Origin of the sequence: Microbispora sp. H11081 (assembly GCF_012999535.1) — a bacterium.
GTDB lineage: Bacteria > Actinomycetota > Actinomycetes > Streptosporangiales > Streptosporangiaceae > Microbispora.
Genome location: NZ_JABBWV010000018.1, coordinates 39,798 through 63,521, shown reverse-complemented (window position 1 = coordinate 63,521; position 23,724 = coordinate 39,798). Strand labels below are relative to the sequence as shown.

25 protein-coding genes are annotated in these 23,724 nt (G+C 71.3%); 12 read left to right on the top strand and 13 right to left on the bottom strand.

What is annotated here, in order from left to right; all coding sequences use genetic code 11:
- The first annotated feature begins 438 nt into the window (after positions 1 to 438).
- Entirely contained in the window at positions 439 to 642 is a 204-nt protein-coding gene (gene bldC, locus HHX31_RS30325; RefSeq protein WP_013133571.1) for a developmental transcriptional regulator BldC, read from the top strand.
- Between the two features lie 390 nt (positions 643 to 1,032).
- On the opposite strand, the gene HHX31_RS30320 is transcribed toward bldC, so the two are convergent.
- Entirely contained in the window at positions 1,033 to 1,713 is a 681-nt protein-coding gene (locus HHX31_RS30320) for a TetR/AcrR family transcriptional regulator (protein ID WP_311932338.1), read from the bottom strand.
- A gap of 222 nt (positions 1,714 to 1,935) precedes the next feature.
- Here HHX31_RS30320 and HHX31_RS30315 point away from each other — a divergent pair, with 222 nt between their 5' ends.
- From HHX31_RS30315 to HHX31_RS30300, 4 genes are all read left to right on the top strand, one after another.
- Positions 1,936 to 3,039, top strand: coding sequence for a LacI family DNA-binding transcriptional regulator (locus HHX31_RS30315; protein ID WP_169952632.1), 1,104 nt, complete (start codon positions 1,936 to 1,938; stop codon positions 3,037 to 3,039).
- 113 nt (positions 3,040 to 3,152) lie between these two features.
- Entirely contained in the window at positions 3,153 to 3,419 is a 267-nt protein-coding gene (locus HHX31_RS30310) for a hypothetical protein (RefSeq protein WP_169952631.1), read from the top strand.
- A 66-nt stretch (positions 3,420 to 3,485) separates the two neighbouring features.
- Entirely contained in the window at positions 3,486 to 4,403 is a 918-nt protein-coding gene (locus tag HHX31_RS30305) for an N-acetylmuramoyl-L-alanine amidase (protein ID WP_169952629.1), read from the top strand.
- Between the two features lie 130 nt (positions 4,404 to 4,533).
- Positions 4,534 to 6,171 (top strand): beta-N-acetylhexosaminidase, encoded by a 1,638-nt coding sequence (locus HHX31_RS30300; protein WP_169952627.1) that lies wholly within the window; start codon positions 4,534 to 4,536, stop codon positions 6,169 to 6,171.
- 107 nt (positions 6,172 to 6,278) lie between these two features.
- Here the strand turns inward: HHX31_RS30300 and HHX31_RS30295 are convergent, their stop codons facing one another.
- From HHX31_RS30295 to HHX31_RS30265, 7 genes are all read right to left on the bottom strand, one after another.
- A complete protein-coding gene (locus HHX31_RS30295; RefSeq protein WP_169952625.1) occupies positions 6,279 to 6,749 on the bottom strand; it encodes a hypothetical protein in 471 nt (156 codons plus the stop codon).
- 146 nt (positions 6,750 to 6,895) lie between these two features.
- Positions 6,896 to 7,093: a heavy-metal-associated domain-containing protein gene (locus HHX31_RS30290; protein WP_169952623.1), complete on the bottom strand. Its 198-nt coding sequence runs from the start codon at positions 7,091 to 7,093 to the stop codon at positions 6,896 to 6,898.
- A gap of 29 nt (positions 7,094 to 7,122) precedes the next feature.
- Entirely contained in the window at positions 7,123 to 8,175 is a 1,053-nt protein-coding gene (locus HHX31_RS30285; RefSeq protein ID WP_169952621.1) for a quinone-dependent dihydroorotate dehydrogenase, read from the bottom strand.
- A 121-nt stretch (positions 8,176 to 8,296) separates the two neighbouring features.
- On the bottom strand, positions 8,297 to 8,683 hold the full coding sequence (locus HHX31_RS30280; RefSeq protein ID WP_283244676.1) for an STAS domain-containing protein: 387 nt from the start codon (positions 8,681 to 8,683) through the stop codon (positions 8,297 to 8,299).
- Positions 8,658 to 9,386 (bottom strand): GAF and ANTAR domain-containing protein, encoded by a 729-nt coding sequence (locus HHX31_RS30275; protein WP_169952617.1) that lies wholly within the window; start codon positions 9,384 to 9,386, stop codon positions 8,658 to 8,660. Before HHX31_RS30275 ends, HHX31_RS30280 begins: the two co-directional genes overlap by 26 nt.
- Positions 9,387 to 9,452: 66 nt before the next feature.
- The gene (locus HHX31_RS30270) at positions 9,453 to 9,926 is read right to left on the bottom strand and encodes a GAF domain-containing protein (protein ID WP_169952615.1); all 474 of its coding nucleotides are present in this window, start codon (positions 9,924 to 9,926) and stop codon (positions 9,453 to 9,455) included.
- Between the two features lie 252 nt (positions 9,927 to 10,178).
- Entirely contained in the window at positions 10,179 to 10,745 is a 567-nt protein-coding gene (locus tag HHX31_RS30265; RefSeq protein WP_169952613.1) for a hypothetical protein, read from the bottom strand.
- A 431-nt stretch (positions 10,746 to 11,176) separates the two neighbouring features.
- On the opposite strand from HHX31_RS30265, the gene HHX31_RS30260 reads away from it, so the two are divergent.
- Both HHX31_RS30260 and HHX31_RS30255 read left to right on the top strand, forming a co-directional pair.
- Positions 11,177 to 12,100: a TIGR03620 family F420-dependent LLM class oxidoreductase gene (locus HHX31_RS30260; RefSeq protein ID WP_169952611.1), complete on the top strand. Its 924-nt coding sequence runs from the start codon at positions 11,177 to 11,179 to the stop codon at positions 12,098 to 12,100.
- 4 nt (positions 12,101 to 12,104) lie between these two features.
- On the top strand, positions 12,105 to 12,320 hold the full coding sequence (locus HHX31_RS30255) for a hypothetical protein (protein ID WP_169952609.1): 216 nt from the start codon (positions 12,105 to 12,107) through the stop codon (positions 12,318 to 12,320).
- A 10-nt stretch (positions 12,321 to 12,330) separates the two neighbouring features.
- On the opposite strand, the gene HHX31_RS30250 is transcribed toward HHX31_RS30255, so the two are convergent.
- Positions 12,331 to 12,729, bottom strand: coding sequence for an SRPBCC family protein (locus tag HHX31_RS30250; protein WP_169952607.1), 399 nt, complete (start codon positions 12,727 to 12,729; stop codon positions 12,331 to 12,333).
- 125 nt (positions 12,730 to 12,854) lie between these two features.
- On the opposite strand from HHX31_RS30250, the gene lpdA reads away from it, so the two are divergent.
- Entirely contained in the window at positions 12,855 to 14,255 is a 1,401-nt protein-coding gene (gene lpdA / locus HHX31_RS30245; RefSeq protein ID WP_169952606.1) for a dihydrolipoyl dehydrogenase, read from the top strand.
- A 44-nt stretch (positions 14,256 to 14,299) separates the two neighbouring features.
- Here lpdA and HHX31_RS30240 read toward each other — a convergent pair whose 3' ends face one another.
- A complete protein-coding gene (locus HHX31_RS30240; RefSeq protein WP_169952604.1) occupies positions 14,300 to 14,962 on the bottom strand; it encodes a TetR/AcrR family transcriptional regulator in 663 nt (220 codons plus the stop codon).
- Positions 14,963 to 15,089: 127 nt separating this feature from the next.
- Between HHX31_RS30240 and HHX31_RS30235 the strand changes: the two genes are divergently transcribed.
- From HHX31_RS30235 to HHX31_RS30220, 4 genes are all read left to right on the top strand, one after another.
- On the top strand, positions 15,090 to 16,526 hold the full coding sequence (locus tag HHX31_RS30235) for an aldehyde dehydrogenase (RefSeq protein ID WP_169952602.1): 1,437 nt from the start codon (positions 15,090 to 15,092) through the stop codon (positions 16,524 to 16,526).
- A gap of 14 nt (positions 16,527 to 16,540) precedes the next feature.
- A complete protein-coding gene (locus HHX31_RS30230; protein WP_169952601.1) occupies positions 16,541 to 17,560 on the top strand; it encodes an aldo/keto reductase in 1,020 nt (339 codons plus the stop codon).
- Between the two features lie 16 nt (positions 17,561 to 17,576).
- A complete protein-coding gene (locus HHX31_RS30225; RefSeq protein ID WP_169952599.1) occupies positions 17,577 to 17,978 on the top strand; it encodes a carboxymuconolactone decarboxylase family protein in 402 nt (133 codons plus the stop codon).
- Positions 17,979 to 18,408: 430 nt separating this feature from the next.
- A complete protein-coding gene (locus tag HHX31_RS30220) occupies positions 18,409 to 19,254 on the top strand; it encodes an HD family hydrolase (RefSeq protein ID WP_169952598.1) in 846 nt (281 codons plus the stop codon).
- An 890-nt stretch (positions 19,255 to 20,144) separates the two neighbouring features.
- Here the strand turns inward: HHX31_RS30220 and HHX31_RS30215 are convergent.
- The 3 genes from HHX31_RS30215 to HHX31_RS30205 form a co-directional block, all read right to left on the bottom strand.
- Positions 20,145 to 21,578, bottom strand: coding sequence for a hypothetical protein (locus HHX31_RS30215; protein WP_169952596.1), 1,434 nt, complete (start codon positions 21,576 to 21,578; stop codon positions 20,145 to 20,147).
- A gap of 194 nt (positions 21,579 to 21,772) precedes the next feature.
- On the bottom strand, positions 21,773 to 22,759 hold the full coding sequence (locus tag HHX31_RS30210) for a YafY family protein (RefSeq protein ID WP_169952595.1): 987 nt from the start codon (positions 22,757 to 22,759) through the stop codon (positions 21,773 to 21,775).
- Positions 22,760 to 22,843: 84 nt separating this feature from the next.
- Positions 22,844 to 23,620 carry a class I SAM-dependent methyltransferase gene (locus HHX31_RS30205; protein ID WP_169952593.1) on the bottom strand — a complete coding sequence of 259 codons (777 nt, stop codon included), beginning with the start codon at positions 23,618 to 23,620 and terminating at the stop codon, positions 22,844 to 22,846.
- Between the last annotated feature and the right edge of the window lie 104 nt (positions 23,621 to 23,724).

The window sequence follows — 23,724 nt, the reverse complement described above, 5'->3', positions numbered from 1 at the left end:
AGTCGATCTCACATCTACGAACTGAGTAGTTTGCCGTTTTCACTGCGATACCACGAAACGTGTCGCTAGAATCACCCAGCGTGACATCAACCCGTGGTCGAGACGTTGTGCCCTAAGGGCTCGCCAATCGCGCTACGTGGCTGTATGGTCACATCGGGTGATGCCGTAAATGGTCCTAGAAACCGCACGTTTTGGATCATTGAAGGACATCCGTGACAGTGCCATGACCGACAGGTTTTACCCGATCGGAGCGGTCCAGAGAGGTGCCCCACCAGGCGGTGGAGGAGGAGCCCGTAGCGGAGAGCTGCGAGCCCGTTCTCACCGCCGTCGGACGCCGCTCTGTGCGACGTGACGGGGAGCCTGCCGGCTTGTGCGCACTTGCGCCAGACAAGTCGCAGGATCGCTGCCGGCGGTCCACACGGAGGAGAGGCCGCACAAATGTCAGCTCGTACACCCGAGGCCGAGCCACTGCTCACCCCGGCTGAGGTCGCCACGATGTTCCGCGTCGACCCCAAAACCGTGACGCGGTGGGCGAAGGCGGGCAAGTTGACGTCCATCCGCACCCTCGGCGGACACCGGCGTTACCGGGAGACCGAGGTTCGGGCGCTGCTCGCGGGGATTCCGCAGCAGCGGTCCGAGTAGGACGTGGGCCGTCACGTCAGGGGGGAACAACGGCGCGCTCGCGTCGGGGATGTGAGCGCGTCCACCAACGGACACAGCGAGGGGATCGCCGGCCAGGACCGGCACGCGCTGTCCGCGTACGTCCCGTAGGGACAGCGGTCAGTGCCTTGCTCCTCTCGCCCGCTTCCGTCTGCCTCGGCCGGAAGCGACAGGCCGTCCCCCAGGGGACGGAGGTGTCACGCTCCCGTGGCCACTACCCCGTCACGGGAGGGTCTGGGGTCGGCGCCGCCCGCCCGGCGCCTCCCCGCCTGAACGACCATGTGGCGGTTCCCCCTTTCCCCACCGGTGCGCCTTGTCGTGCGTGCCCTCGGGCGTTCCCCGGACGCTCCCGAAGATCCGTCTCCCGGCTGATCAGGAAACGGCCTCACGGTTCGGTTCGGCCGGCAGGCTCTCCAGCAGCACCCTCACCCCGGGATCGTGCCCGCTCGCCGCCCGCAGGAGCGCGACCATCTGGTCCACCAGCAGGCGTTCCAGCTCGCCCCGATCCATGTCACGATGCTCCAGCCAGTCGAGGCCGGCCGTCTCCACCGAGGCGACCCACGACCTCAGCGTGACGCGCAACGCCGGGCCCGGCTCCTCGACCCCCATCTGGTGAACGATCATGCGCAGCATGCGCTGGCGCACCCCGTCGACGATCTCACCGACCTCCCCGGCACGGTTGGCCGGGCCTCCCCTGAGCAACGCCGCGAAGCCGGCCGCGTGCTCCTCGACGAAGTCGAAGTATCGCGTCAGTCCCGAGCTGAGCTGCTCCAGCGGCCCGCCCTCGCCCTGGGGCTGTAAGCGTGCCCGCAGTTCGGCCGCCGCGCTGCGCAGGGCCGCCACGTAGAGCTCCTGCTTGCCGCCGAAGTAGTGGTAGACGAGCGCCCGGGACGCCCCCGCGGAAGCCGCCACGTCGTCGATCGAGACGTCCTCCGCGTCGTGCCTGCTGAACAACTCGAGCGCGGCGGCGATGAGCTCCTCCCGCCGCCTGTCGACGCTGAGCCTGCGGCGCGCCGGTCGTGCACCGTCTTCCGCTTGGCGTGTGGCACCCACACTCCGCACCCTAGCGAATCGTCCCCAAACGATGGGGACCGGCCGGATCAAGGGTTTCTCCGCGAACCCCCTCCCGGCTCCACCGCCGTACCCGCCATAGGGCTAACCTTCCCAACGCCCGTTTAGAGGAACGATCGTGTCTTAGGACACTCAACCCGTACCCTCTGGGCAACTCGATCGTTTGGTGTGTCAGGTGCACGTCCACGCATCGTGGGGAGAACCATGTCAGGACCGTCCATGCAGACCACTGCCCGGAAAGACGTCGGGGTCGAAACCCCTGCCGGCGGACTGTCCGATGGGTTCAGCCCTCGGCCCCGCCCGACCATCCGCAACGTGGCCGAGCGGGCAGGAGTGTCCAAGTCGCTCGTGTCTCTCGTGCTGCGGGGCTCACCGCACGTGAGCGAGCACCGCAGGGAGGCCGTGCTCCAGGCCGCCCGGGAGCTCGGCTACCGCCCCAACGCGGTCGCCCGCAGTCTGGTCGAGGGGCGCACCCACCTGGTGGGCGCGCTCGTGGCCGACCTGCACAACCCCTTCTACGCGGAGTTCCTCGACGGCCTGCAGGAGAGCCTGCACGGCGACGGGCTGCGGCTGCTGATCGGCAGCGGCCGGTGGGACCCGGCGTTCGAGGACGAGGCCGTCGAGGCCTTCCTGGAGTTACGCGTGGACGGACTCGTCCTGCTCGGGGTCGCGCCGTCCAGCGACACGCTGGCCGAGGCCGCGGCCTACACCCCGACCGTGGTGGTGGGGGAACGCGACGTCGAACTCGAGGGCGTGGACATCGTCGTCGACGACGACCAGCTCGGCGCCCGCCTGGCCGTCGACCACCTCGTGGAGCTGGGGCACCGGCGCATCGCGCACATCGAGGGCGCGCCGTCGTCGGCCGCCCGGTGCCGCTGTGAGGGCTACCTGGTGGCCATGCGCCGCCACGCGCTGGCGCCGTACATCATGGTGGAGCACGGCGACTTCAGCGAGGAGGGCGGCCGGCGCGCGGCGCTGGCGCTGCTGAAGCGCGACCCCCGGCCGACGGCGATCTTCGCGGCGAACGACATGGTCGCCATGGGCGTGCTGACCGCGGCGAGCGAGCTGGGGCTGCGCGTGCCCGAGGACATCTCGGTCGTGGGGTACGACAACACGCACCTCGCGGCCGTCACCCACGTCTCGCTGACCAGCGTGGACCAGCCCAGGCGGGCCATGGGCCGCTCGGCCGCGGCCCTGCTCAGCGACCGCATCACCGAGCCGGGCAAAACCGCCAGGCTGCGGCAGGTGACCCCGCAACTCGTCGTACGGCGCAGCACCGGGCCAGTTCCAAGTAGTGGCCAAAGCTAGGTCAATGACCGACGTGTCCCCTCGCGGCGGGTGTTGACTGCAACGGTGGCGCCGGCCCCCGGCGGGTCGCGGAAGGGCTGCCCGCCGGCCGGCGACGTGAATCGGGGGGATTCATGCGTGATCCTGAGTTGGTCTCGTGCGCGCAGCGGGCCGCCGGCGAGCTGGAGCGGGCCTGGGCGCACTGGAGGGAGAGCCGGGGGCTCAACGGGGAGGACGTCGCCGAGTCGGTGGCGAGCTACGTCGCCCACTCGATCGACCACCCCTGGGGACGGCCCCGCGTGGTGCTGGGCCTCGACGCCGAGGACGCCCGTGAGCTGGCCGCTCTCCTGCACCGGCAGGAGGTGCCCGAGCCGGCATGGGCGGGCAGGTTTCCGGCATAACGGTCTGATCACAACGGTGTTCCGGTTAGGTTGGGGAGACCATACCTCCGGGAAGGGATTTCGACCGTGATCAGACGACCACTCGCCGCCGCAGCCCTGACCCTGTGCGGGGTCGGAGCCGTCGCCTGCGGCGGCGCTGAGGTCTCCGACACGGGGGCCTCCGCCCCCGCCACGCCCCAGGTGGGGCAGCCGGCCGCGACCCAGAACCGGGCATCCGGCACGTCGGAGCAGGGCGCGTCCGAGCCCGCCGGGTCCGAGACGGACATCACGACCGTCCCCGGCACCCGTACGGCCACCGCCTCCGCGACCGCCGCCGAGCCGCTGGCGGGCAGGACCGTCGTGATCGACCCCGGCCACAACGGCGGAAACTTCCGCCACGCCCGGGAGATCAACAAGCTCGTCGACATCTCCAACCAGAAGAAGGCCTGCGACACGACCGGCACGTCGACCAACGACGGCTACACCGAGGCGGCCTTCACCTGGGACGTGTCCAACAGGCTCGCGAAGCTCCTGAAGGCCAAGGGGGCCACGGTCAAGCTCACCCGGTCGAGCAAGACCGCGTGGGGCCCCTGCATCGACCGGCGGGCCGCCATCGGGAACGAGAACAAGGCGGACGCGGCCATCTCCATCCACGGCGACGGCGCGGCGGCGAACCTCCGCGGTTTCCACATCATCATGCCGAAGAAGATCGGCGGACCGGTCGACGCGGTGGTGGACAGGTCGGCGCGGCTCGGCAGGGACGTGCGGGACGCCTTCCATCAGGGCACCGGCCTGCCGTACTCGAACTACATCGGCAAGCAGGCGCTGAACTACCGCAACGACCTCGGCGGGCTCAACCTGTCGACGGTGCCGAAGATCTTCATCGAGTGCGGCAACATGCGCAACGCGACGGACGCCGCCAGGTTCAAGGACCGGGCGTTCCGCCAGCGCATGGCCGAGTCCCTGGCGCAGGGCCTCGAGAAATACCTCACCTCCACGCACTGACCCCCGTCGTCCGAGGGTCGTCCGGGGTCGTCCGGGGGTCGTCCGGGGACCGCCGCCCCGCCCTGACGGCTTCCAGGAGGGCTGTCGAGGGGTGGCGAGGTTGTCGGTGGGGTTTGGCATCATCGGCGGCATGGACCACCTGCTTCCCCGGCCGAGGCTGACCGAGACGGGCGCCGGGTCCGCCGAGATCGCGCCGGGTTCCGTCGTGTCGGGCCCCGCCCCGCTCGCCGACGCCGTACGGCTCGCGCTCCCCGTGCTCGGCCTGAGGCCCGGAGACGCCGCCACGGCGGCCGTACGGGTGGCGGAGGACCCCGGGCTCGGGCCGGAGGCGTACGCGCTGACGATCGCGGGAGACGGCGTCCGGATCACGGCCGCGGACCCGGCGGGGGCCTTCTACGCCGGGCAGACGCTGCGGCAGCTTCTGCCGGCAGAGGCGTTCAGGTCGGCTCTCGTGCCCGGAACGTCCTGGACGGTCCCCTGCGGCCGGGTGGAGGACGCCCCCGGGTTCTCCTGGCGCGGCGCCCACCTCGACGTGGCGCGCACCTTCCTGCCCAAGCGGGAGGTGCTGCGCATGATCGACCTGATGGCGGCGCACAAGCTGAACCGGCTGCACCTCCACCTGGCCGACGACCAGGGCTGGCGGGTGGAGAGCAGGGCGTTCCCGCTGTTGCACGAGGTGGGTTCGCACCGCCCGCGGACGATCACCAGCCACAGGGGCGAGGAACCGGCCTTCGACGACGTCCCCCACGGCGGCCACTACACCCTGGCCGACCTGACGGAGATCGCGGCGTACGCCCGGGCGCGGGCGGTCACGGTCGTGCCGGAGATCGACGTGCCGGGGCACGCCTCCGCCGTGCTGGCCGCCTACCCCGCGCTGGCCGCCCGGCCACGGGAGCGCTACGAGGTGCTGGACCGGTGGGGCATCTCGCCGGCGATCCTGTCCCCGCTTCCGGCGACCGTCGACTTCCTGACCACCGTGTTCGCCGAGATCTCCGACGCGCTGGGCGACGTGCCGTACTTCCACATCGGCGGCGACGAGTGCGTGCTCGACGACTGGGCGGCGTCGGCCGAGATCTCCGCCTACCAGGCCTCGCTCGGCCTGGAAAGCGTCGGCGACCTGCACGCGTGGTTCCTGCGGCGGCTCGCCGACGCGCTGGCCGGACGCGGCAGCCGTACGGTCGTGTGGGACGAGGCGTTCGTCAGCGGCGGGCTGCGGCCTGACACGATCGTCATGCCGTGGCGCGGCGAGCACGTCGGCCGCCGGGCCGCGGCGGCCGGGCACGACGTGGTGGCGACGCCGGTCTTCCCGATGTACTTCGACTACGCCGAGGCGGCCTCGCCGGAGGAACCGGCCGGTCTGGGCGACGCGATCACGGTGGCCGACGTGGCGGCCTTCGCCCCCGCGCCGCCGGCGTGGCTCGAGGAGGAGCGCGCCAGGGTGGTCGGCGTCCAGTTCCAGCTGTGGAGCGAGCACATCCCGGACGGGCGGGCGCTCGACTACCGCGCCTGGCCCCGGGGCTGCGCGGCGGCCGAGATCGCCTGGACCGGCGGCCCGGCCGCCGAGGACTTCTTACGCCGTCTCGACGCCCACCTCGCGCGGCTGGACGCGTTCGGAGTGGAGTATCGCCCGCTGTCCGGACCCCGGCCGTGGCAGCGGGGCGGCGCCGGATGGCGCCGCCACCGCCCCGGCGACGTCGCCGTGCAGGACGTGATGCGCCACCTGCACGAGCTCAGCCAGTCCGCCGACTCCACCCGCCCCAGCATGTGACGCCAGTCCACGCCCGCCGTCCCGCCATCCCTGAACCGCACCGTCCCAGCCGTCGCCTTCCGGTGATGTGCTCAGGTGACGCGTTCTGGTGTGCGGTGGGGCCGGTGTCAGGTTCCGTCGAGGACCTCGGCGACGATGGCGGCGGCGACCTTCTCCGCGTCCAGGCCCTGATGGGCGTCGATGACCTCGCGGATCCGCGTGGTCAGGCTCAGGTCGGCGGCCTCGGCGTCGCCGATGTGGCGGGCGGCCACCGCGACGGCGGCCGCGAATTCGTAGGCCTCGTCCGGGCCGAGACCCTGCGCGTCGGCCTCCACGAGAACGCGTGCGCCGTTCTTGGGCGAGACGCGGACCTTCCAGCGTCCGGAGGGGGCGGAGACCGACAGGGTGTCCTTCCGCAGGGCGGGCGGGAACAGGACGACGGCCATCCGGCCCGCCGCCGCGAGGACCCGCTCGGCGAGGCGGCGGGCGTCCTTCTTCGCGATGACGATCCTCGCGGAGCGGTTGACGATGCTCACGGAGTCACCGCTGTCCGCCACGGCGATCCGCTCGCCGTCGGCCTGGTCGTAGATCGCGCTCATGCGTGGGGGCCGCTCGCTTGACAGTGCTTGTCGGTGCGGGCCGTGCTGCTCCCGCCCCCGCATGATCTCGTACTTTCCACGCACATGAGCGGCGTGCCGTCAGCCCGGCCGGTCACGGCAAGGGCACGGCAAGGGCGCGGCCGGGCTCAGGCGAGGGTGTAGCCGGCCTCCTCGACGGCCTTGCGCACGGCGTCGTCGGCGACGTCACCGGAGACGTCGAGCCGGCCGCTGTCCAGGTCGACCTCGACGCCGGTGACGCCGGGGATCTCGCCGACCTCCTCCTTGACCGAGCTTACGCAGTGGCCGCAGGTCATGCCCTGCACGGTGTAGGTCTTCACGCTCATGGCGATCTCCATATCCGGGATGAGGGAACTCAGGCGGTGCGGCCGACGAGCTCGCGGACCGAGCCGTAGCCGTGCCGCCGCAGCCTGCGGGCGAGCTGGCGGTTGATCCGCGACGGCCACAGGGGGCCCTCGTAGATCAGGCCGGTGTATCCCTGCACGAGGGTGGCGCCGGCCAGCAGCCGCTCCCAGACATCGTCGACGTCCTCCACGCCGCCGACGGAGACCAGCGTGAGCCGGTCGCCCGCCTTCTGGCGCAGGCGGCGCAGCACCTCAAGGGAGCGGGCCTTGAGCGGCCGTCCGGACAGGCCGCCCGTCTCGGTGCTCTCGACCCCTTCGCGGCTGATCGTGGTGTTGGTCGCGATGACGCCCGCCAGCCCGAGCTCCACGGCGAGCTCGGCCACGGCGTCCACGTCCTCGTCCGCCAGGTCCGGCGCGATCTTCACGAGCAGCGGGGTGCGCCCGGCCGCCTCCTTGACCGCCGCGAGCAGCGGCCGCAGGCGGTCCACGGCCTGCAGGTCGCGCAGGCCCGGGGTGTTGGGCGAGCTCACGTTGACCACGAGATAGTCGGCGAGCGGCGCCAGCTCGCGGGCGCTGGCCACGTAGTCGCGCACGGCCTCGGACTCGGGCACGACCTTGGTCTTGCCGATGTTCACGCCGACCACGGCCGGAATGTGCCGCACCCTGCGCAGGCGCTTGGCGGCCGCCGCCGCGCCCGCGTTGTTGAAGCCCATCCGGTTGACGATCGCCCGGCTCTCCGTCAGGCGGAACAGCCGCGGCCGAGGGTTGCCCGGCTGGGCATGCGCGGTGATCGTGCCGACCTCGACGTACCCGAAGCCGAGCGCGGAGAGCGGCTCGGCGCATCCGGCGTCCTTGTCGAACCCGGCGGCGAGCCCGAACGGCGAGGCGAAGTGGACGCCGAACGCCTGCACGCGCAGCGACTCCGCCCTCGGCGCGAGCAGCCGGTGCAGCAGCCGCACGAGAGGCGGGAACATCCCGAGCAGGCGGAGCAGCCTGACCGTGAGATGGTGGACGGTCTCCGCGTCGAGGCGGCTCAGGACCTGCGTGAACACGAGTCGATACATCACGGCAAGACTATCGCCCGGTCACGCCTCGTCCGGGCCGCGGCCCGTCATGTGGCGTACCGCCGTGACGCGACGTACGCCCGTGACGCCACATACAGCCGGTCATGCGGCGTACGGCCGGTCAGCCGGGCCGGGGGCCGGCCTCGGCCGTGGGCTGGGGACGCGGCACGGGCGGCACCACGGGCGGCACCACGGGCGACGCCACGCGGACGGACAGCACCGCGTCGAACCCCAGCAGTCGCAGCAGCCGCAGCACGAGCGGGGCGGGGCGGACGAAAACCACCCCGCCGCCCCACTCCCGTACGCACGCGTCGGCCCACAGGAGGCTCCGCGCGCCCGCGCAGTCGAGGAAGCCGACGCCGGCCAGGTCGACCTCGACGCGCCCTGGCCGGTGCGTCTCCAGCGTCAGCCGCAGGCGGGCGCGGAACTCCGGCACGCTCAACGCGTCGAGGTCGCCGCTCACGGAGACGAGGATGCCGGCCTCAGACGACGTGGTCTGGATTCGCAAGATTCCTCGGGTTCTGCTCGCCCAGCAGCTCCGCCGCGAGCTCGGACACCTTCCGCCTGCTGTCCCTGGCCTGCTTGCGAAGCCCGGTGAACGCCTGCGAGGCCGTCAGATCGTGCTTGCCCATGAGATAGCCGACGGCCCGCTCGATCACGACGCGGTAGTCCAGCGCGTACTGGAGCTGGTCGGCGAGCACCGCCTTCTCGTCCGCCTCCATGGACGCCACGAGGACCTGCTCGATCACGTGGGCGTACGCGTGGAGTGCCTGGGTGTCGGTCTCCTGCCACTCGTGCGGCGCGTCCTGGTAGACGTTCAGGGTGCCCACCGGCACGCCGCCGAGCCTGATCGGCACTCCCGCGACGCCGCGCACCTCGGGGTGCAGCAGTTCGGGCAGGACCGGCCAGCGGCGGTCGGTCCGTACGTCGGACGACGTGACCGCCGTGTCGCCCACGTACGCCGCCACGCACGGGCCCTGGCCCGTCACCGCCTGGGCGCGTTCGAGGCTGCGGCCGCGTTCGTCGGTCGCGACGAGGTAGCGGAGTGTGCGGTCCTCCTCGGCGAACATCAGTCCGGCCCCTGAGTATCCGAAAAGCCGGTCGACCACCTGGACGATGCGCTCAAGGTGGTGCACGATCCCGGTCGCGGCCCTGTCCTTCTGCAGACGTCTCAGGCTGGTGAGCAGAGCCTCAGGATCGATATGGGTCATTCCGTATCCTCTCGTGAACCTCACCTCGCACCGCCGTGGCCCGTGGGAGAGGCGCCGATTCGGTCATCACAACTGCCCGGAGAGGGCTCGATCAGTCCTGCTCTCTGCCAGGACCCGGAGAACGATGACCATCAGCTCGCCGAGACGGGAACCGGCCTGCGTCTCCGACCGGCCCCAGACGCGCCCGTCACGGGCGTAGAAGTCGAGGACGCCGATGAGTTCGCAGTCCTCGATGAGCGGTACGGACAGGACGGCCCGGACCGGCGGGGCGTGGACGGCCACGTGCGGGAACCCCATCGGGCTCTCGGCGTGCAGATCGTGGATCGCGACGAGGCCGCCGCTGGCGGCGCTCTCGATGGCGGGACCGTCGCCCACGGCCTCCTGGGCGGACTCCAGCAGTACGCCGTCGTCGTCGGTCGCTCCGACCGCGCGGAGGCGGTCCTGACCGTCGAGCAGCATCAACGCGGCGCCGTCGACCCCGAACAGGCCGGCCATGCCGGTGAGGACGTTCTCCAGAACGGACAACGCGTCCGATGCCATCGCGAGCCCACTTTCAAATGATGAAGCGGCCGCGGACACAGGGCGGAGTGGTCCTAAGCCTAGTGGTCTCCGCGCGCTTTTGACGCGCTCCCTGATCCGAAGACAGACGAATCCGCCCTCCCGTACGGCTGACCGGAAGCCGTACGGGAGGGCGGATCGCGTGGAGAGGGAGTGGAGATGAGGTCATTCGCCCCGGAAGGCGCCGGCCTCGTGCTGGTCGCGGCTCGGCCGCGGTCCGGGACGCGCGAGGCGTCAGCGCTTGGCCTTCTTGCCCTCGGGCGTGACGGCGTACCACTCGCCGCCGAAGTCGTGCAGGTCCTGGCCGAGCACGTCGCCCGCCTTCTGGTCCTTCGCGTAGTAGTAGAGCGGGTGCTTGTTGTAGGTCACCTGAGTGCTGCCGTCCTCCAGCCGGATCGTCCCGAGGCGGTCGGCGCGGGTGCCCGTGCCGGCCTGGGGCGCGCCCGCGGTGAGCACCGGCGGCCACGCGGCGGCGCAGGCCTTGGTGCAGGTGCTGACGCCGCCCTTGTCCTTGGTGAACAGGTAAACCGTGCGGCCCTCCACGCCGACCAGCACGGTGCCGAGCGAGGTGGACGCGGCGTCGATGCGCGCGGGCCCCGAGGGGGACACCTGGATGGGGGAGGTCGGCGACGCGGGAATTCCGGCGGACGGCGTCGTCCCCGTGGGGGACTCGTCGGGCTCGGGCGTCTGCGACTCGTTGAGCTGGTTGTTGGCGACGCGGCTGGCGTCGTCGCCCGCACCGCCGCATCCGGCGGCCAGCAGGCTGATCGCGACCGCGCCGGCATACAGCAGTTTCCTCATGTTCTGCCTCCTGGTGAGTGAGCGAGTCGGCTCCCAGGAGACATGCGGCGACGCCGGCCCCGCCGCAGGACGAGAAGATGCAGGACAGGCCTTTGCCGTTTCGTGGGCTCGCCTGACGGACCTGTCGTCACCCTCTGGATATACGGCCGATTTGTCCGGATCTGCTGACGTACCCGGAGAATCCGGGAGCAAGGCGTACGGTGGTGAGGTTGCGTGCCGACACGTGAGCCGATCACGAGGGAGGTGCCGAGCCCACGGGCACGTGCGATGCGATGCTGGGCTGCGATGCGCCCGCCGGCGAAGCCGTCCGGCCGTGGAGAGGCGCCCGCCCGGCGAAGCGGACCGGCCGTGGGGGCGTGCCCGGGGACCGCCCCCGCCCGATCTCACGACAGACGTCATGGCACATCTCACGACAGGCAAGGAGCCTTCGGATGACCGAGCGCACGCGACCGCCCACCGTCGGAGCCGCCGAGCTGAGGCGCCGCCTCGGCCGTACGGGTGTGTGGCTGTCCTCGCTGGCGGTGACCCCTGCGGCCCGGGTCAGGAAGGCCGCCGCGGAGATCGAGGAACTCGGATATCCCACCCTGTGGGTCGGCGAGACCCCCACGGGACGGGAGGCGTTCACGCACTCCGCGCTGTTGCTGTCGGCGACCGAGCGGCTGGAGGTCGCCACCGGCATCGCCAACATCTACGGCCGCGACGCCGTCGCCGCCGCCAACGGCGCGGCGACCCTCGCGGAGGCGTGGGACCGGCGGTTCGTGCTCGGCCTGGGTGTGAGCCACAAGCCCATGGTCACCGGCCGGGGCCACGAATACTCCGCGCCGCTGTCGTACATGCGCGACTACCTCGACGCGATGAGCCGGACGTCCATCGACGTGCCGCTCGCCGAGACGCCGCCACTGCTGCTGGCGGCGCTGCGGCGCGGGATGCTCGAACTGGCCGCGGAGCGCGCTCAGGGGGCGCACCCCTACTTCGTGCCGCCGGAGCACACCGCGAAGGCGCGCGAGATCCTCGGCCCCGATCCTGTGCTGGCGCCCGAGCAGGCGGTGGTGCTCGAGACCGACGCGGGCCGCGCGCGGGAGATCGCCCGCGCGTACACCGCCGCCTATCTGTCCCTGCCCAACTACGTGAACAACCTCCGTGACCTGGGCTTCTCCGACGACGATTTCGCGGACGGCGGAAGCGACCGGCTCGTCGACGCCATCGTGGCCCAGGGCGATCCCGAGAAGATCGCCAAGCGGATCCGCGCCCACCACGACGCGGGCGCGGACCACGTGTGCGTCCAGCCGCTCGCGGACTCGGTCGACCTCCAGCTGGAGCACCTGCGGCTGCTGGCCCCCGCGCTCCTGGCGTGACGGCGTGACCGCGGCCGCTCCCGGGCGGGGGCCCGGGGAACCCGGCCGGCAGGACCCACTCGCGCCGCCGGACCCGACGGGCCTGGAGGCGTGGATACGCCAGGTGCTCGGCCTGGCCGGCGCCCGGGCCTCGTCGTTCGCGCCTCCCCTGCCCCCCGCCCCCGCCGCGGGACGGGGACACGGGGAGGAGGAGGCCGACGACCCGGGCGCGGCCGAATAGGCGCGGGTGGTCAGGCCGCCTGGCGCACCTGCTCGGCCAGCCGTTCGAGGCTCTCGTCCAGGGCCCGCTCGACCGTCTCCGCCGGGGGCGTGTGCCCCTCGTCGAAGAAGGACAGGTGGACCGTCACGTCGCTGCTGTCGTCGTCGATGCCGGCCACCTGCAGCCATCCGGCGTACCGGTCCACGTCACGCGTGCCCCACTCCATCCGCAGCTGCTCCCGCTCGGCCCGCAGCAGCGCGCGTTCGTCCTGCCCGGTCGCGTCCTCGTGGACGGTGACCGCCGGCGGCTCCTCCGCGTGCACGTGCAGGTCGCGGGGCATCCAGAGATCGAGTCCGCCGATGTCGGACGCCCGGCTGAAGACCTGGTCGGCCGGCGCGGGCATCCTGCGCGAACGCTCGAACTCGCTCATGGTCCGTCACTCCTCCCTCTGGTCGGCGTACGTCGCCCTTACCCGCGGCGGCCCGGTCCATCCGGCGCCGCGATGGGACGGCCCCCGCGCGGGCCGGACCGTCCCGGCGGCGTAGGGTCCGGTACATGACCGATCATTACGATGTCGTGGTCCTCGGCGCCGGGCCCGGCGGATACACCGCCGCGGTCCGCTCGGCCCAGCTCGGGCTCAGCACGGCGGTCGTCGAGGAGCGTTACTGGGGCGGGGTCTGCCTCAACGTGGGCTGCATCCCTTCCAAGGCGCTGCTGCGCAACGCCGAGCTCGCCCACATCCTGACGAACGAGACCAAGACGTTCGGCATCCAGGCGGACGGCCCGATCACCCTCGACTACGGCGCGGCGTTCCGCCGCAGCCGCCAGGTCGCGGACGGGCGGGTCAAGGGCGTCCACTACCTGATGAAGAAGAACGGCATCACCGAGTACGACGGCCGGGGCGCGTTCACCGGGCCGGACTCCATGGAGGTGCGCGGCGCGGACGGCTCCGTGCGGACGGTCACGTTCGACCACTGCATCATCGCGGCCGGGGCGACGACCCGCCTGCTGCCCGGCACGTCCCTGTCCGAGCGCGTGGTGACGTACGAGGAGCAGATCCTCAGCGAGACGCTGCCGGACAGTGTGATCATCGCGGGCGCCGGGGCCATCGGCGTCGAGTTCGCGTACGTCCTGCACAACTACGGCGTGAAGGTCACGATCGTCGAGTTCCTCGACCGGATCGTCCCGCTGGAGGACCAGGAGGTGTCGGCGGAGCTGGCGCGGCGCTACCGGCGGCTCGGCATCGAGGTGCTGACGTCAACCCGGGTCGAGTCGATCGACGACAGCGGCGACAGGGTGCGGGTAACGGTGTCGAGGAACGGCGAGACCTCCGTGCTGGAGGCCGGCAAGGTGCTGCAGGCCATCGGCTTCCAGCCGCGCGTCGAGGGGTACGGCCTGGAGAACACCGGCGTCCAGCTGACCGAGCGCGGCGCGATCGCCGTGGACGGCCGCTGCCGCACGAACGTGCCGCACATCTTCGCCATCGGGGACGTCACCGCGAAGCTCATGCTGGCCCACGCCGCCGAGTCGATGGGCATCGTCGCCGCCGAGACGATCGCGGGCGCGGAGACGATGGAGCTCGACTACGTGATGATCCCCCGGGCGACCTACTGCCAGCCGCAGATCGCGAGCTTCGGCTACACCGAGGCCCAGGCGCGCGAGCAGGGCTTCGACGTGAAGGTGGTCAAGTTCCCGTTCACCGCGAACGGCAAGGCGCACGGCCTGGGCGACCCGACCGGGTTCGTCAAGGTCCTCAGCGACGCGAAGTACGGCGAGCTCCTCGGCGCCCACCTCATCGGGCCCGAGGTGACAGAACTGCTGCCCGAGCTGACCCTGGCCCAGCAGTGGGACCTCACGGTGCACGAGGTGGCGCGCAACGTGCACGCCCATCCGACGCTGGGCGAGGCGGTGAAGGAGGCGATCCACGGCCTGGCCGGGCACATGATCAACATGTGAACGGGCACTACATCTACCAGCCGGTCCGCTGAACCGGGGGCGGCTCATGCGCGGGCGAGCAGACCGGCGAGGGTGGTCTGCAGGATCTCGCCGTACATGGTGGCGAAGTCCACCCGGGAGCCCGCGAGCCGGGGGTCGGACGTGGCCTCGACGATGGTCGGGGTCGGGTTGCTGAACGACCACAGGCCCACCAGCGCGACGACGGCGTACTGCGTCAGCGTGAGAGCGTCACCCGCGCCGAGGGCCGGCACCCGCTCCCTGACCAGCCCCGCCAGCCGGGTGCGGTGCTCCAGGTCGTTGAACTTGTAGGCGCGCACGGTGCCGGCGGAGACGTTCCGCTCCAGGACGGCCGGCAGCAGGCTCCACAGCTGGCACAGGACCGGCCGGGCGGCGAGCGAATCGGCCCAGGCCCGCATCACCTGGTCGGGCTCGCACGGCGGGGCCGGCCACTCGTCCGCCAGCGCGTCGAGCCAGGCCAGCCGGAGCCTCGCGAGCAGCCCGAGGAAGACGCCCTCGCGGCTCTCGAAATAACGCACCACATGCGTCTTGGACACCCCGAGCCGGCGCGCGAGCTCGCGGAGGCTGATCTCTTCGGCGGGCATCTCGGCCAGCAGCGCCTCCGCGGCGTCCAGGATCTCCTGCTTGCGGAGCTCCCGGTGCTCGGGCCGCCGGGCCCGCTGGAAGGACGGCGCCTCCACCTCGTCCATCGAACCTCCTCGCGCATCGCGGATCACGACTGCTCCCACATTAGCGGTCCATCGGACACTTGATACGTGTCCACTGGACCGCTATAGTCGTAAAGGTCCGGTGGACACCTATCCGAGGAGCGTTTCCGTGATCACTTACCCGAACCTGTACATCGGCGGCCAGTGGGTCGCCCCGGCCACCGCGGACGTCCTGGAGGTGCATTCCCCGCACGACCGCTCGCTGGTCGGGACCGCGCCGCACGCCGCCCCCGCCGACGTCGACCGGGCGGTCGCCGCCGCCCGCCGGGCGTTCGACGAGGGCCCCTGGCCCCGGATGAGCCCGCAGGAACGGAGCGCCGTCGTGGAGCGGTTCTCCAAGCTCTACGCGGTCCGCGCCGAGGAGTTCGCGGCCCTGGTCACCGCCGAGAACGGCTCGCCGCTGTGGTTCACCCGCTGGACGCACCTGCAGTCCCTCCCGGAGATGACGGAGGCGTACGTGCGCGCCGCCGCCGCCCTCGGCTGGGAGGAGGAGGTGGGCGCCGTCGGCGACGCCACGACGCGGCTGCGCCGGGAGCCCGTCGGCGTGGTGGCGGCGGTGATCCCGTGGAACGCCCCACACCAGTCGGCCCTGGTCAAGCTGGTTCCCGCGCTGCTCGCCGGCTGCACGGTCGTCCTGAAGGCCTCCCCGGAGACGGCGCTGGACGCCCTGGCGCTCGCCGAGGTCTTCGACGCGGCCGGGCTGCCCGAGGGAGTGGTGAGCATCCTGCCGGCGGGCCGCGAGACCAGCGAGTACCTGGTCGCCCACCCCGGCGTCGACAAGATCGCCTTCACCGGCTCCACCGCGGCCGGCCGGCGCATCGCCTCCGTCGCCGGCGAGCAGCTCAAGCGGGTCAGCCTGGAGCTGGGCGGCAAGTCCGCCTCGATCATCCTTGAGGACGCCGACCTGACGGCGGTCGTGGCCGGCCTGCAGGCCCTGTCGCTGGGCAACAACGCCGAGAACTGCGTGGCCCACACCCGCATCCTCGCCCCGCGCAGCCGCTACGAGGAGGTCGTCGCGGCGCTGGCCGCCATGATGGAGGACGTCCGGGTCGGCGACCCCTCCGACCCGGAGACCTTCATCGGGCCGATGGTCCGCGCCGACCAGCTGGAGCGGGTGCGCTCCTACATCGAGATCGGCATCGCCGAAGGCGCCCGGCTGGTCACCGGCGGCCTGGAGACGCCTGACGGGCTGGAGGGCGGGTACTACGTCCGTCCGACGCTGTTCGCCGACGTCGACAGCGACATGCGGATCGCCCGCGAGGAGATCTTCGGCCCCGTCCTGGTCGTCATCCCGTTCGACGACGAGGACGACGCCGTCCGCATCGCCAACGACTCCGAGTACGGCCTCGGCGGCGGCGTGTGGACCGCCGACCGGGAGCACGGCATCGAGGTCGCCCGCAGGATCCGTACCGGGTGGTTGACCGTCAACGGCGCCGCCCCGACCTTCGACGGCGCCTTCGGCGGCTACAAGAGCAGCGGCATCGGCCGCGAGTTCGGCGTCGCGGGCCTCGCCCAGTACGTCGAGTACAAGACCATCGCCGCCTGAAAGGGAGGACCATCATGCGCGAAGCCCGCATCACCCTCGGGCACACCGACATCTCCGTCCGGCCGATCGGCCTGGGCTGCATGGGGATGTCGCAGTTCTACGGCGACGCCGACGAGGCGGAGTCCATCGCCACGATCCACGCCGCCGTCGACGCCGGCATCGACTTCTTCGACACCTCCGACATCTACGGCGCGGCCGGCGCGGCCACCGGACAGTCCCAGAAGGGCTTCGGCCACAACGAGGAACTGCTCGGCCGCGCCGTGCGCGGGCTGCGGGACCGGGTGGTCCTGGCCACCAAGTTCGGGGCGCGGCCCTCGGACGGCGGCGTGGTCTTCGACGGACGCCCCGAGTACGTGGCCGCCGCCTGCGAGGCCAGCCTGCGCCGCCTCGGCGTCGACCACATCGACCTCTACTACGTCCACCGCCACGACACCACCGTGCCGATCGAGGACACCGTCGGCGCGATGGCCGAGCTGGTGACCGCGGGCAAGGTGCGCGCGATCGGGCTCAGCTCGGTCGGTCCGGACATCCTGCACCGGGCGTCCGCCGTGGCGCCGATCTCGGCCCTCCAGAGCGAGTACTCGCTCTGGGCCCGCGAGGTGGAGCAGGAGGTGCTGCCCGCCTGCCGCGACCTGGGCATCACCTTCGTCCCGTTCAGCCCGCTGGGGCGGGCCGCGCTTGCCGGCCGTTTCACCAGCCAGACCTCGTTCGACGGTGACGACTTCCGCTCGACCCTGCCCAAGTTCCAGGAGGAGAACTTCGCCGGCAACCTCCGCCTCGTCGAGGGGCTGAAGGCGTTCGCCGCCGAGCGCGGGCACGCCCCGGGCCAGGTGGCCCTGGCCTGGCTCCTCGCCCAGCCGTACGACATCGCGCCCATCCCCGGCACCAAGCGGCCGGAGTACGCGCGCCAGAACGCCGCCGCGACGGCCGTTCCGCTGAGCGCGGACGACGTCGCCTACCTGTCGGGCCTGTTCGACCCCGCGCAGGTGCTCGGCGGCCAGTATGGCGCGCTCAACGCGCGCCCCCAGCACTGATCCGGAAGGCATCACCATGACCGACACCCTGCGGGAACCCGGCTACGAGGCAGCGCTCGACACCGCCGCGCGCCTGCTCGGCGGGAGACTGGAGCCGTTCCTGGAACCCGGCCCGGGCGAGCCGGCCAACGCCGCGGACTTCATGCGCCTGGCCACCCTGCACACCTTCGGCGACGCGTGGCCGCGTACCGACGTCCTCGGCACCCGCACCCGCGCCCTCGTCTCCGTGACGATCGCCGCGACCCTGGGCACGCTCGAACCGCTGCGCGGGCAGTTGCGCATCGCGCTCAACAACGGCGTCACCCCGGAGGAGATCGTGGAGGCGTTCGTGCACATCGAGGCGTACGCGGGCGCGGCCCGGGCGTTCGACAGCTATCGCGTCGCCCGTGAGGTCTTCCAGGAGGCCCGCGGAGCGTGAGCCCGTTTACGGGGGCGGCCTCATGATCGACGCTGGCAGGTGATGGGACTTGGAGCGGGTCAGGTGTTCGTGCACCTGGCCCGTTCGCTTGCCACAGCCGTATGGCTCATCTAATGAGATACGGCGAGACCGCATTTCCCCAGGCCAAAGGCCATACGCCCGCGTCGCTGCAGGTCAGAGAAGCGCCCTGTCAATAGATCAACATGTAGGCCGCCGGCGCGAAGGAGCCCGGGGCGGCCGTCCCGATATCGCCCCGGGATTATGCGGCCCGAAATGCGGAACTGCCGATTACCGAACTGGTATTCGGCTTTTCGCGACCATTCATTGGAAACACTCCGCGCTGCGTTGTCGAATGCTCCGCTACTCTGACGACAAGGCCGTGCGCGAAACGCCGTGGCCGCGTACGGGCGAAACAATGCGAGGCGGCCCGATGGCGAGGGACGACGCGAATAACACCGGCTCCCGGGTCGGCGCGAGCACGCTGATGGCCCTCATGCGCGAACTGGTATTCCCTCCGTACGCGATCGAACGGTCCTCGGTGGTGCCGCAGGACGTCACCCGGCAGGAGAACGACGCGGAGCACTCCTTCGCCCTGGGCCTGGCCGCGGTCTGCCTCGCCCCGCTGGTCGACGAGACCCTGGATCCGGGGAAGATCGCCAGGTACGCGCTGGTCCACGACCTGCCCGAGGTCCACGCGGGGGACGTCTCGGTCTACGCCGGCCCGGCGGAACGCGAGAAGAAGGCCGTACGCGAGGAGGAGGCGCGGGAGATCATCAGCCGTGACTTCGGCGGGACGTTCCCCTGGCTGGTGGAGGACCTGTACGGCTACACGGCGCAGCACGACCCCGAGAGCAGGTTCGTCTACGCCCTCGACAAGCTGCTCCCCCACGTCAACGTGCTGCTGGCCGACCACCACCCGCTGCGGCCGACCTGGGCCGCGTACAAGCGCACCGAGATCACGGCCAGGCGGAAGATCCGCATGAGCTGCCCGGCACTGCTGCCGTTGTTCGACGAGCTGTGCCGGGAGTTCGCACGGCGCCCGCACCTGTTCTCCGGCGGGGTGTCACCGGCCGTGGGAGATGACGATGTTCGCGACGGCGAGCAGGGCCGCTCCGCAGACGGCGTACAGCACCCGCCAGGGCAGGTCGGCGCCCGGCCCGAGTATGGCGGGCAGGGCGACGAGGAAGGCCCCGGCGGCGCTGGCCGACACCCGCGTGAGGAGCCGCGACCGCGAGCGGCGCACGACCACGGGAAACCCGGCGCTCGTCGTCAGTGAGTCGCCCTCGGGAGCCGTGCCCGCCCTGGTGTCGACGGCCAGCCTGATCCCGACCCGCGCGAGCGCGTCGTAGGCCAGCGTCTCGGGCCTCAGCCAGAACTCGACCGTGTCGTAGCGCGACGCCACGTCGTAGGAGTCGTCCGACGCGATCTTCAGGAAGGTGCCGTCGGTCGCGCAGACGAGCCGTTTCTGGGCCGGCGTGTAGCCCTCGGAGTAGAAGCTGACCCGCATCTTCACCGTGTCGCCGTCGCTCAGGAGCAGGCGGCCCTCGGCGTCGAGCGCGCCCGTCCTGTCCCTGCCGAGCAGCGGTTTCTCGGTGCGGACGAAGCAGGAGGACCGGAAGGTGGGGTGCCGCGCGAGCCGCCGGGCCACCCCGAGCCATGCGACGGGGTCGTCGCCGGGTCTGTCGTGCAGGTGGAGGTCGGGGAACCTGGTGGTGGCCGGATACCAGCGCCCGCCGTTGGCCTCCGCGAGCCTGTCCACGAACCAGCCGCCCTTGGCCCTGATCTCCGCCTCGGCCAGCGGGAACTCCTCCAGGTTGGCGTAGTCGTCCACCCTGAGCCGGAACACGGCCATGTCGGCGACGCAGGCGGTCGTCACGACCGTGGCGAAACGCACGGGCACGACGAACGGCTCCGCCACGGGCGACTCCCGGTCCGCCAGGAAGGCCACGAGGCAGCGCCTGCCGACGGCGGAGCCGTCCGCGATCGCCTGTTGCAGGACGCCCGCCACATAGTCGGTCTCGTACCTGAACTGGATGATCGCCCCTCTGGGCAGGGCCAGCGCCGTCAGGACGTCCTCCGCGTACCTCCTCCTGCTGTCGGACGACAGCAGCAGCACCGAGGGCCTGACCCCGGCCGTGCCGGGAGGCCTCTCCGCGACCCGCGCCCTCATCTCTCGGCCTCCCGCAGCCGGTCCTCCATCGCCAGGAAACGCGGCCAGACCCGGTCCTTCGGCAGTTCGTCGAGGCGCAGGCGCGCCGCCGCCTCGTACCGCAGGCCCCGGCCGGCGAGCGCCCGGTGCTCGCCCAGGACGATCGGCTCGCGTACGCCCTCCGACTGGTCGCCGGTGAGGTCGAGGACGAACCGCCGGGGGTCGTGGGAGGGGCCGATCTCGACCCAGCAGTGGTGGCTCACGTCCTCGGCGTCGTCGCGGCCGACCCGCAGGCGCCCGTAGCAGTACACGGGTTCGAGCAGCAGGTCGGTGCGCAGCCTGCGGGCGAGCCAGACGGAGGTGACGCCGCACTGCCCCCGGGGGTCGCCCGCCGCGACCGTCGGCTCCTGATACCGGGGATGGGCCGTGCGGTCCGACCAGCAGGGCTCCAGGGTCCTGCGGTAGCCGAGCAGGCGCTCGGTCCACTCCGGCGCGGTGAAGTCCGTCTTGACGGGTCGCACGAGGTCGCCGCCGGAGTGGATCCGGTGCGACACCCTGATCAGGTCTCCGATCCCGGCGACGTTCCGCTTCGCCGCCGCGGTGACGCCGAGGACCATGAGCACGTTGTCCGGGGTGTCCAGGAGTTGGGGCACCGAATCACCGGATATCCGGCGTGTTTGGAAAAGGCCTTTGTCGTCGTAGCGATAGGCCACCGGTGAAAGGGCGATCGGCGTGAAACCCGACGCGAGAAACGCGGTGCCGTCGAATCCGAGCATCGGGTTGTATGCCGTGATGACATAATCCCCGGCGTTTTCCGCCCTGATCCGCCGGGCCGCGTGGGCGATCGTCAGGCTCATCAGGTTCGCCGGAATTCCCGCCAGCCCGTGCATTCTCGTCAGGACCATTATCCGGTCCGGACTCACGTCCAGCCCGTGCCCGGTGAGCGCGTCCAGGACGTACTGACGGTCGCAGCGCGAGAAGGCGACGTACGTGAGCGGCAGCGTCGCGCCCGGCAGGAACAGCCCGAACTGGGCGACGGTGTCGGCCCTCTCGCTGTGCAGGTAGTGCAGCCTCGACTGCACGAGATGGCCCACGCTCGGCCTGACCTCGGCGAAGCGCAGGCGGGTGCGGTAGCCGTCGGTGAACGACAGGCTCAGGTCGCGGTGTGCCTTGTGCACGTTGAGGAGCACGGAGGCGTGCGCCTGGTCCGCCGCGTCCTGCGCGGACTGACGCACCTGGGCCGCCCTGACGACGGCCTGCAGCCGTATCTCCTCGTACACCTTGTCCGGAGACCAGCCGGCGATGGCCGGCCTGCTCAACCGGGGCAGGTGCAGTCTTACCTGGATCTCCAGCGTCCGGAGGTCGACTCCGACCGTCTCGGCGTCCGCGCGGATGCGCGTCCCCATCATGCCGACGAAGGTCTCGACATCCGGATCACGAAGCCCGTCCACTCGCGCGCCCTCGCTTCGCGCTTTCTCCCTTCGCGGCGTACGCGTGGTTCTGGGCACTTTTTCTCCCGCAATCGCGAGAAGTCTGTCAGTGACGCCGTCAAGGATAGAACTCGAACCGAACCCTGTCAGGGCGCTCGCCGAGTTGGTATCACCTTCTATCGGGGCCGATCTCGAATTAAGGCCGCTTTTCATCATCAAAGCCGCGAAGGCGGCAGATAGAGGGCCGCGAGCGCCCGCGCGGTCGCCTCCATCTCGTCCCGCAACTCGGCCGGTTCCAGGACCTCCACCTCGGCCCCGAGCTTGAGGAACTCGGTCCGCGCGTGCGTCACCGACTCGATGGGCACGGTGGCGGTGACCCAGCCCCGCTCGTCCGGCGGGCCCGCCGTCCCGGCCACGGCGGTGGCGACCACCGAGCTCATGACCTCACCGAGCCGCTCCCTGCCCCGCTCGGACAGCCGGATCACCGCGTGCCCGCGCACCAGCCGCGACCGGAAGCCCGCCAGGTGCTCGCGCCAGTGATCCGCCAGGTCGAAGCCCTCCGGGCGCTCGAACGTCTCGCCGGTCACCGTGAGCGCGAGGATCTGGCCGACGCGGTAGGTGCGCAACGCGCCGTCGCACCGCGCCACGACGTACCACTTGCCCGCCTTCAGGACCAGCCCGTACGGCTCCAGCCGCCGCTCGACCTCTCGGGGCTCGGTCCAGCGGCGGTAGCGGACGCGGACGACCCTGGCGTTCCAGACGGCCTCGGCGACCTCCGGCAGGTGGGGCGACCGGTCGCCGTCGTAGTACCAGCCTGGCGCGTCGAGATGGAAGTGCTCACGCACGAGCCGCGCCTGCTCACGCAGACCGGCCGGGAGCGCTGCCTCGATCTTCAACTCGGCCGCGGCCAGCAGAGCGCCGAGGCCGAGGTCCGCTGCCGGCCCCCGGAGCCCGGCCAGGGACAGCGCGCCCGCCTCCCCCTCGGTCAGGCCGGTGAGCCGGGTCCGGAAGCCGTCCATCAGGCGATAGCCGCCCTCGTGCCCGGCCTCGCCGTACAGGGGGATGCCCGCCGCGTGCAGCGACTCGACGTCCCGGTAGATCGTGCGGACGCTGACCTCCAGCTCGGCGGCGAGCTGCCGGGCCGTCAGCCGGCCGCGCGACTGCAGCAACAGCAGGATCGACAGCAACCGGGACGCGCGCACAGCGCAACCATTCCACTGCCGGAAGGTGTCGTGAAGCGGGCCTGAGCGTGGGACAACGCCCTGCGCTACGCCTACGCGGTCGCGTCAGCGGGTGACGCGTAGCTTGGACTGCTTGTGCCGGGTCCGCTCCCAGTCGTCCATGAACCTCGCCGTGAGGCCGTACCGCGCGGCGAGGTCCACGAGCGTCTCCGTCCGGTAGTAGAAGTCCTCGCGCAGCACGTGGTGCTCGGCCTTCTCCGTACGGTCGAAGGTGAAGTCGAAGAACCCGTCGGGATGCAGGACGCGGCCGACGTGCCGGAGGCACTCGTCGATCACCTCGATCGGGCTGTGGGAGAACACGCTGTGCGCGTGGATCACGGTGAAGTGGTCGTCGGGCAGGAAGGCGAAGGTGAGGTCGTCCACCACGGTCAGGTGCGGCAGGCGTGACTGCAGCCCGCGCCGGGCGACGGTGTCCGCGGCGGCGAGCAGGATCTCGGGCGAGATGTCGACGCCGTAGTAGTTGCCAGGCTCCAGATACTCGATCAGCCGCCAGCCGAGGCGCAGGTTGCCACAGCCGATGTCGAGGACGCGGTCGCGCGGCGTGAGGCCGTGCGCGCGCAGGTAGTCAAACTGCATCTTGCCGATCCGCAGCCAGCTCTCCCTGCCGTGGCTGCCGATCGCGGCGTCCGCGCTCATCTCGGCGATGTCGGCGCGCATGACCTCGCGGTAGTAGGACACGTGATCCGGGGTCGTCATCCGCAGTCGCGCGTCACGGGTCATCCGCCGCAGGTGCGGCAGGACCCGGCCGGGGTGGCGCAGAGCGTAGGTCAGCTGGTAGGTGAGGCCTGACCGCCGCCGTTTCACGTAGGGCTGTCGCTGCATGCCCCAACCGTAGGGGGGCACACGCGGGGTCATCCGGATTCGCCCGGGGCCTCACAAAGACTTTGCCGAAACGGATCTCCAGGAGCGGACACCGCTCACGACGC

Excerpts from the sequence above, each read along its gene's own strand:
- HHX31_RS30285 (WP_169952621.1), bottom strand. The coding sequence starts at position 8,175 with ATGTATCGACTCGTGTTCACGCAGGTCCTGAGCCGCCTCGACGCGGAG.
- HHX31_RS30240 (WP_169952604.1), bottom strand. The coding sequence starts at position 14,962 with ATGGACGAGGTGGAGGCGCCGTCCTTCCAGCGGGCCCGGCGGCCCGAG.
- HHX31_RS30290 (WP_169952623.1), bottom strand. The coding sequence starts at position 7,093 with ATGAGCGTGAAGACCTACACCGTGCAGGGCATGACCTGCGGCCACTGC.
- HHX31_RS30260 (WP_169952611.1), top strand. The coding sequence starts at position 11,177 with ATGACCGAGCGCACGCGACCGCCCACCGTCGGAGCCGCCGAGCTGAGG.
- HHX31_RS30230 (WP_169952601.1), top strand. The coding sequence starts at position 16,541 with ATGCGCGAAGCCCGCATCACCCTCGGGCACACCGACATCTCCGTCCGG.
- HHX31_RS30310 (WP_169952631.1), top strand. The coding sequence starts at position 3,153 with ATGCGTGATCCTGAGTTGGTCTCGTGCGCGCAGCGGGCCGCCGGCGAG.
- HHX31_RS30270 (WP_169952615.1), bottom strand. The coding sequence starts at position 9,926 with ATGGCATCGGACGCGTTGTCCGTTCTGGAGAACGTCCTCACCGGCATG.
- HHX31_RS30250 (WP_169952607.1), bottom strand. The coding sequence starts at position 12,729 with ATGAGCGAGTTCGAGCGTTCGCGCAGGATGCCCGCGCCGGCCGACCAG.
- HHX31_RS30300 (WP_169952627.1), top strand. The coding sequence starts at position 4,534 with ATGGACCACCTGCTTCCCCGGCCGAGGCTGACCGAGACGGGCGCCGGG.
- HHX31_RS30265 (WP_169952613.1), bottom strand. The coding sequence starts at position 10,745 with ATGAGGAAACTGCTGTATGCCGGCGCGGTCGCGATCAGCCTGCTGGCC.
- bldC (WP_013133571.1), top strand. The coding sequence starts at position 439 with ATGTCAGCTCGTACACCCGAGGCCGAGCCACTGCTCACCCCGGCTGAG.
- HHX31_RS30225 (WP_169952599.1), top strand. The coding sequence starts at position 17,577 with ATGACCGACACCCTGCGGGAACCCGGCTACGAGGCAGCGCTCGACACC.
- HHX31_RS30315 (WP_169952632.1), top strand. The coding sequence starts at position 1,936 with ATGTCAGGACCGTCCATGCAGACCACTGCCCGGAAAGACGTCGGGGTC.
- HHX31_RS30295 (WP_169952625.1), bottom strand. The coding sequence starts at position 6,749 with ATGAGCGCGATCTACGACCAGGCCGACGGCGAGCGGATCGCCGTGGCG.
- HHX31_RS30205 (WP_169952593.1), bottom strand. The coding sequence starts at position 23,620 with ATGCAGCGACAGCCCTACGTGAAACGGCGGCGGTCAGGCCTCACCTAC.
- HHX31_RS30220 (WP_169952598.1), top strand. The coding sequence starts at position 18,409 with ATGGCGAGGGACGACGCGAATAACACCGGCTCCCGGGTCGGCGCGAGC.
- lpdA (WP_169952606.1), top strand. The coding sequence starts at position 12,855 with ATGACCGATCATTACGATGTCGTGGTCCTCGGCGCCGGGCCCGGCGGA.
- HHX31_RS30275 (WP_169952617.1), bottom strand. The coding sequence starts at position 9,386 with ATGACCCATATCGATCCTGAGGCTCTGCTCACCAGCCTGAGACGTCTG.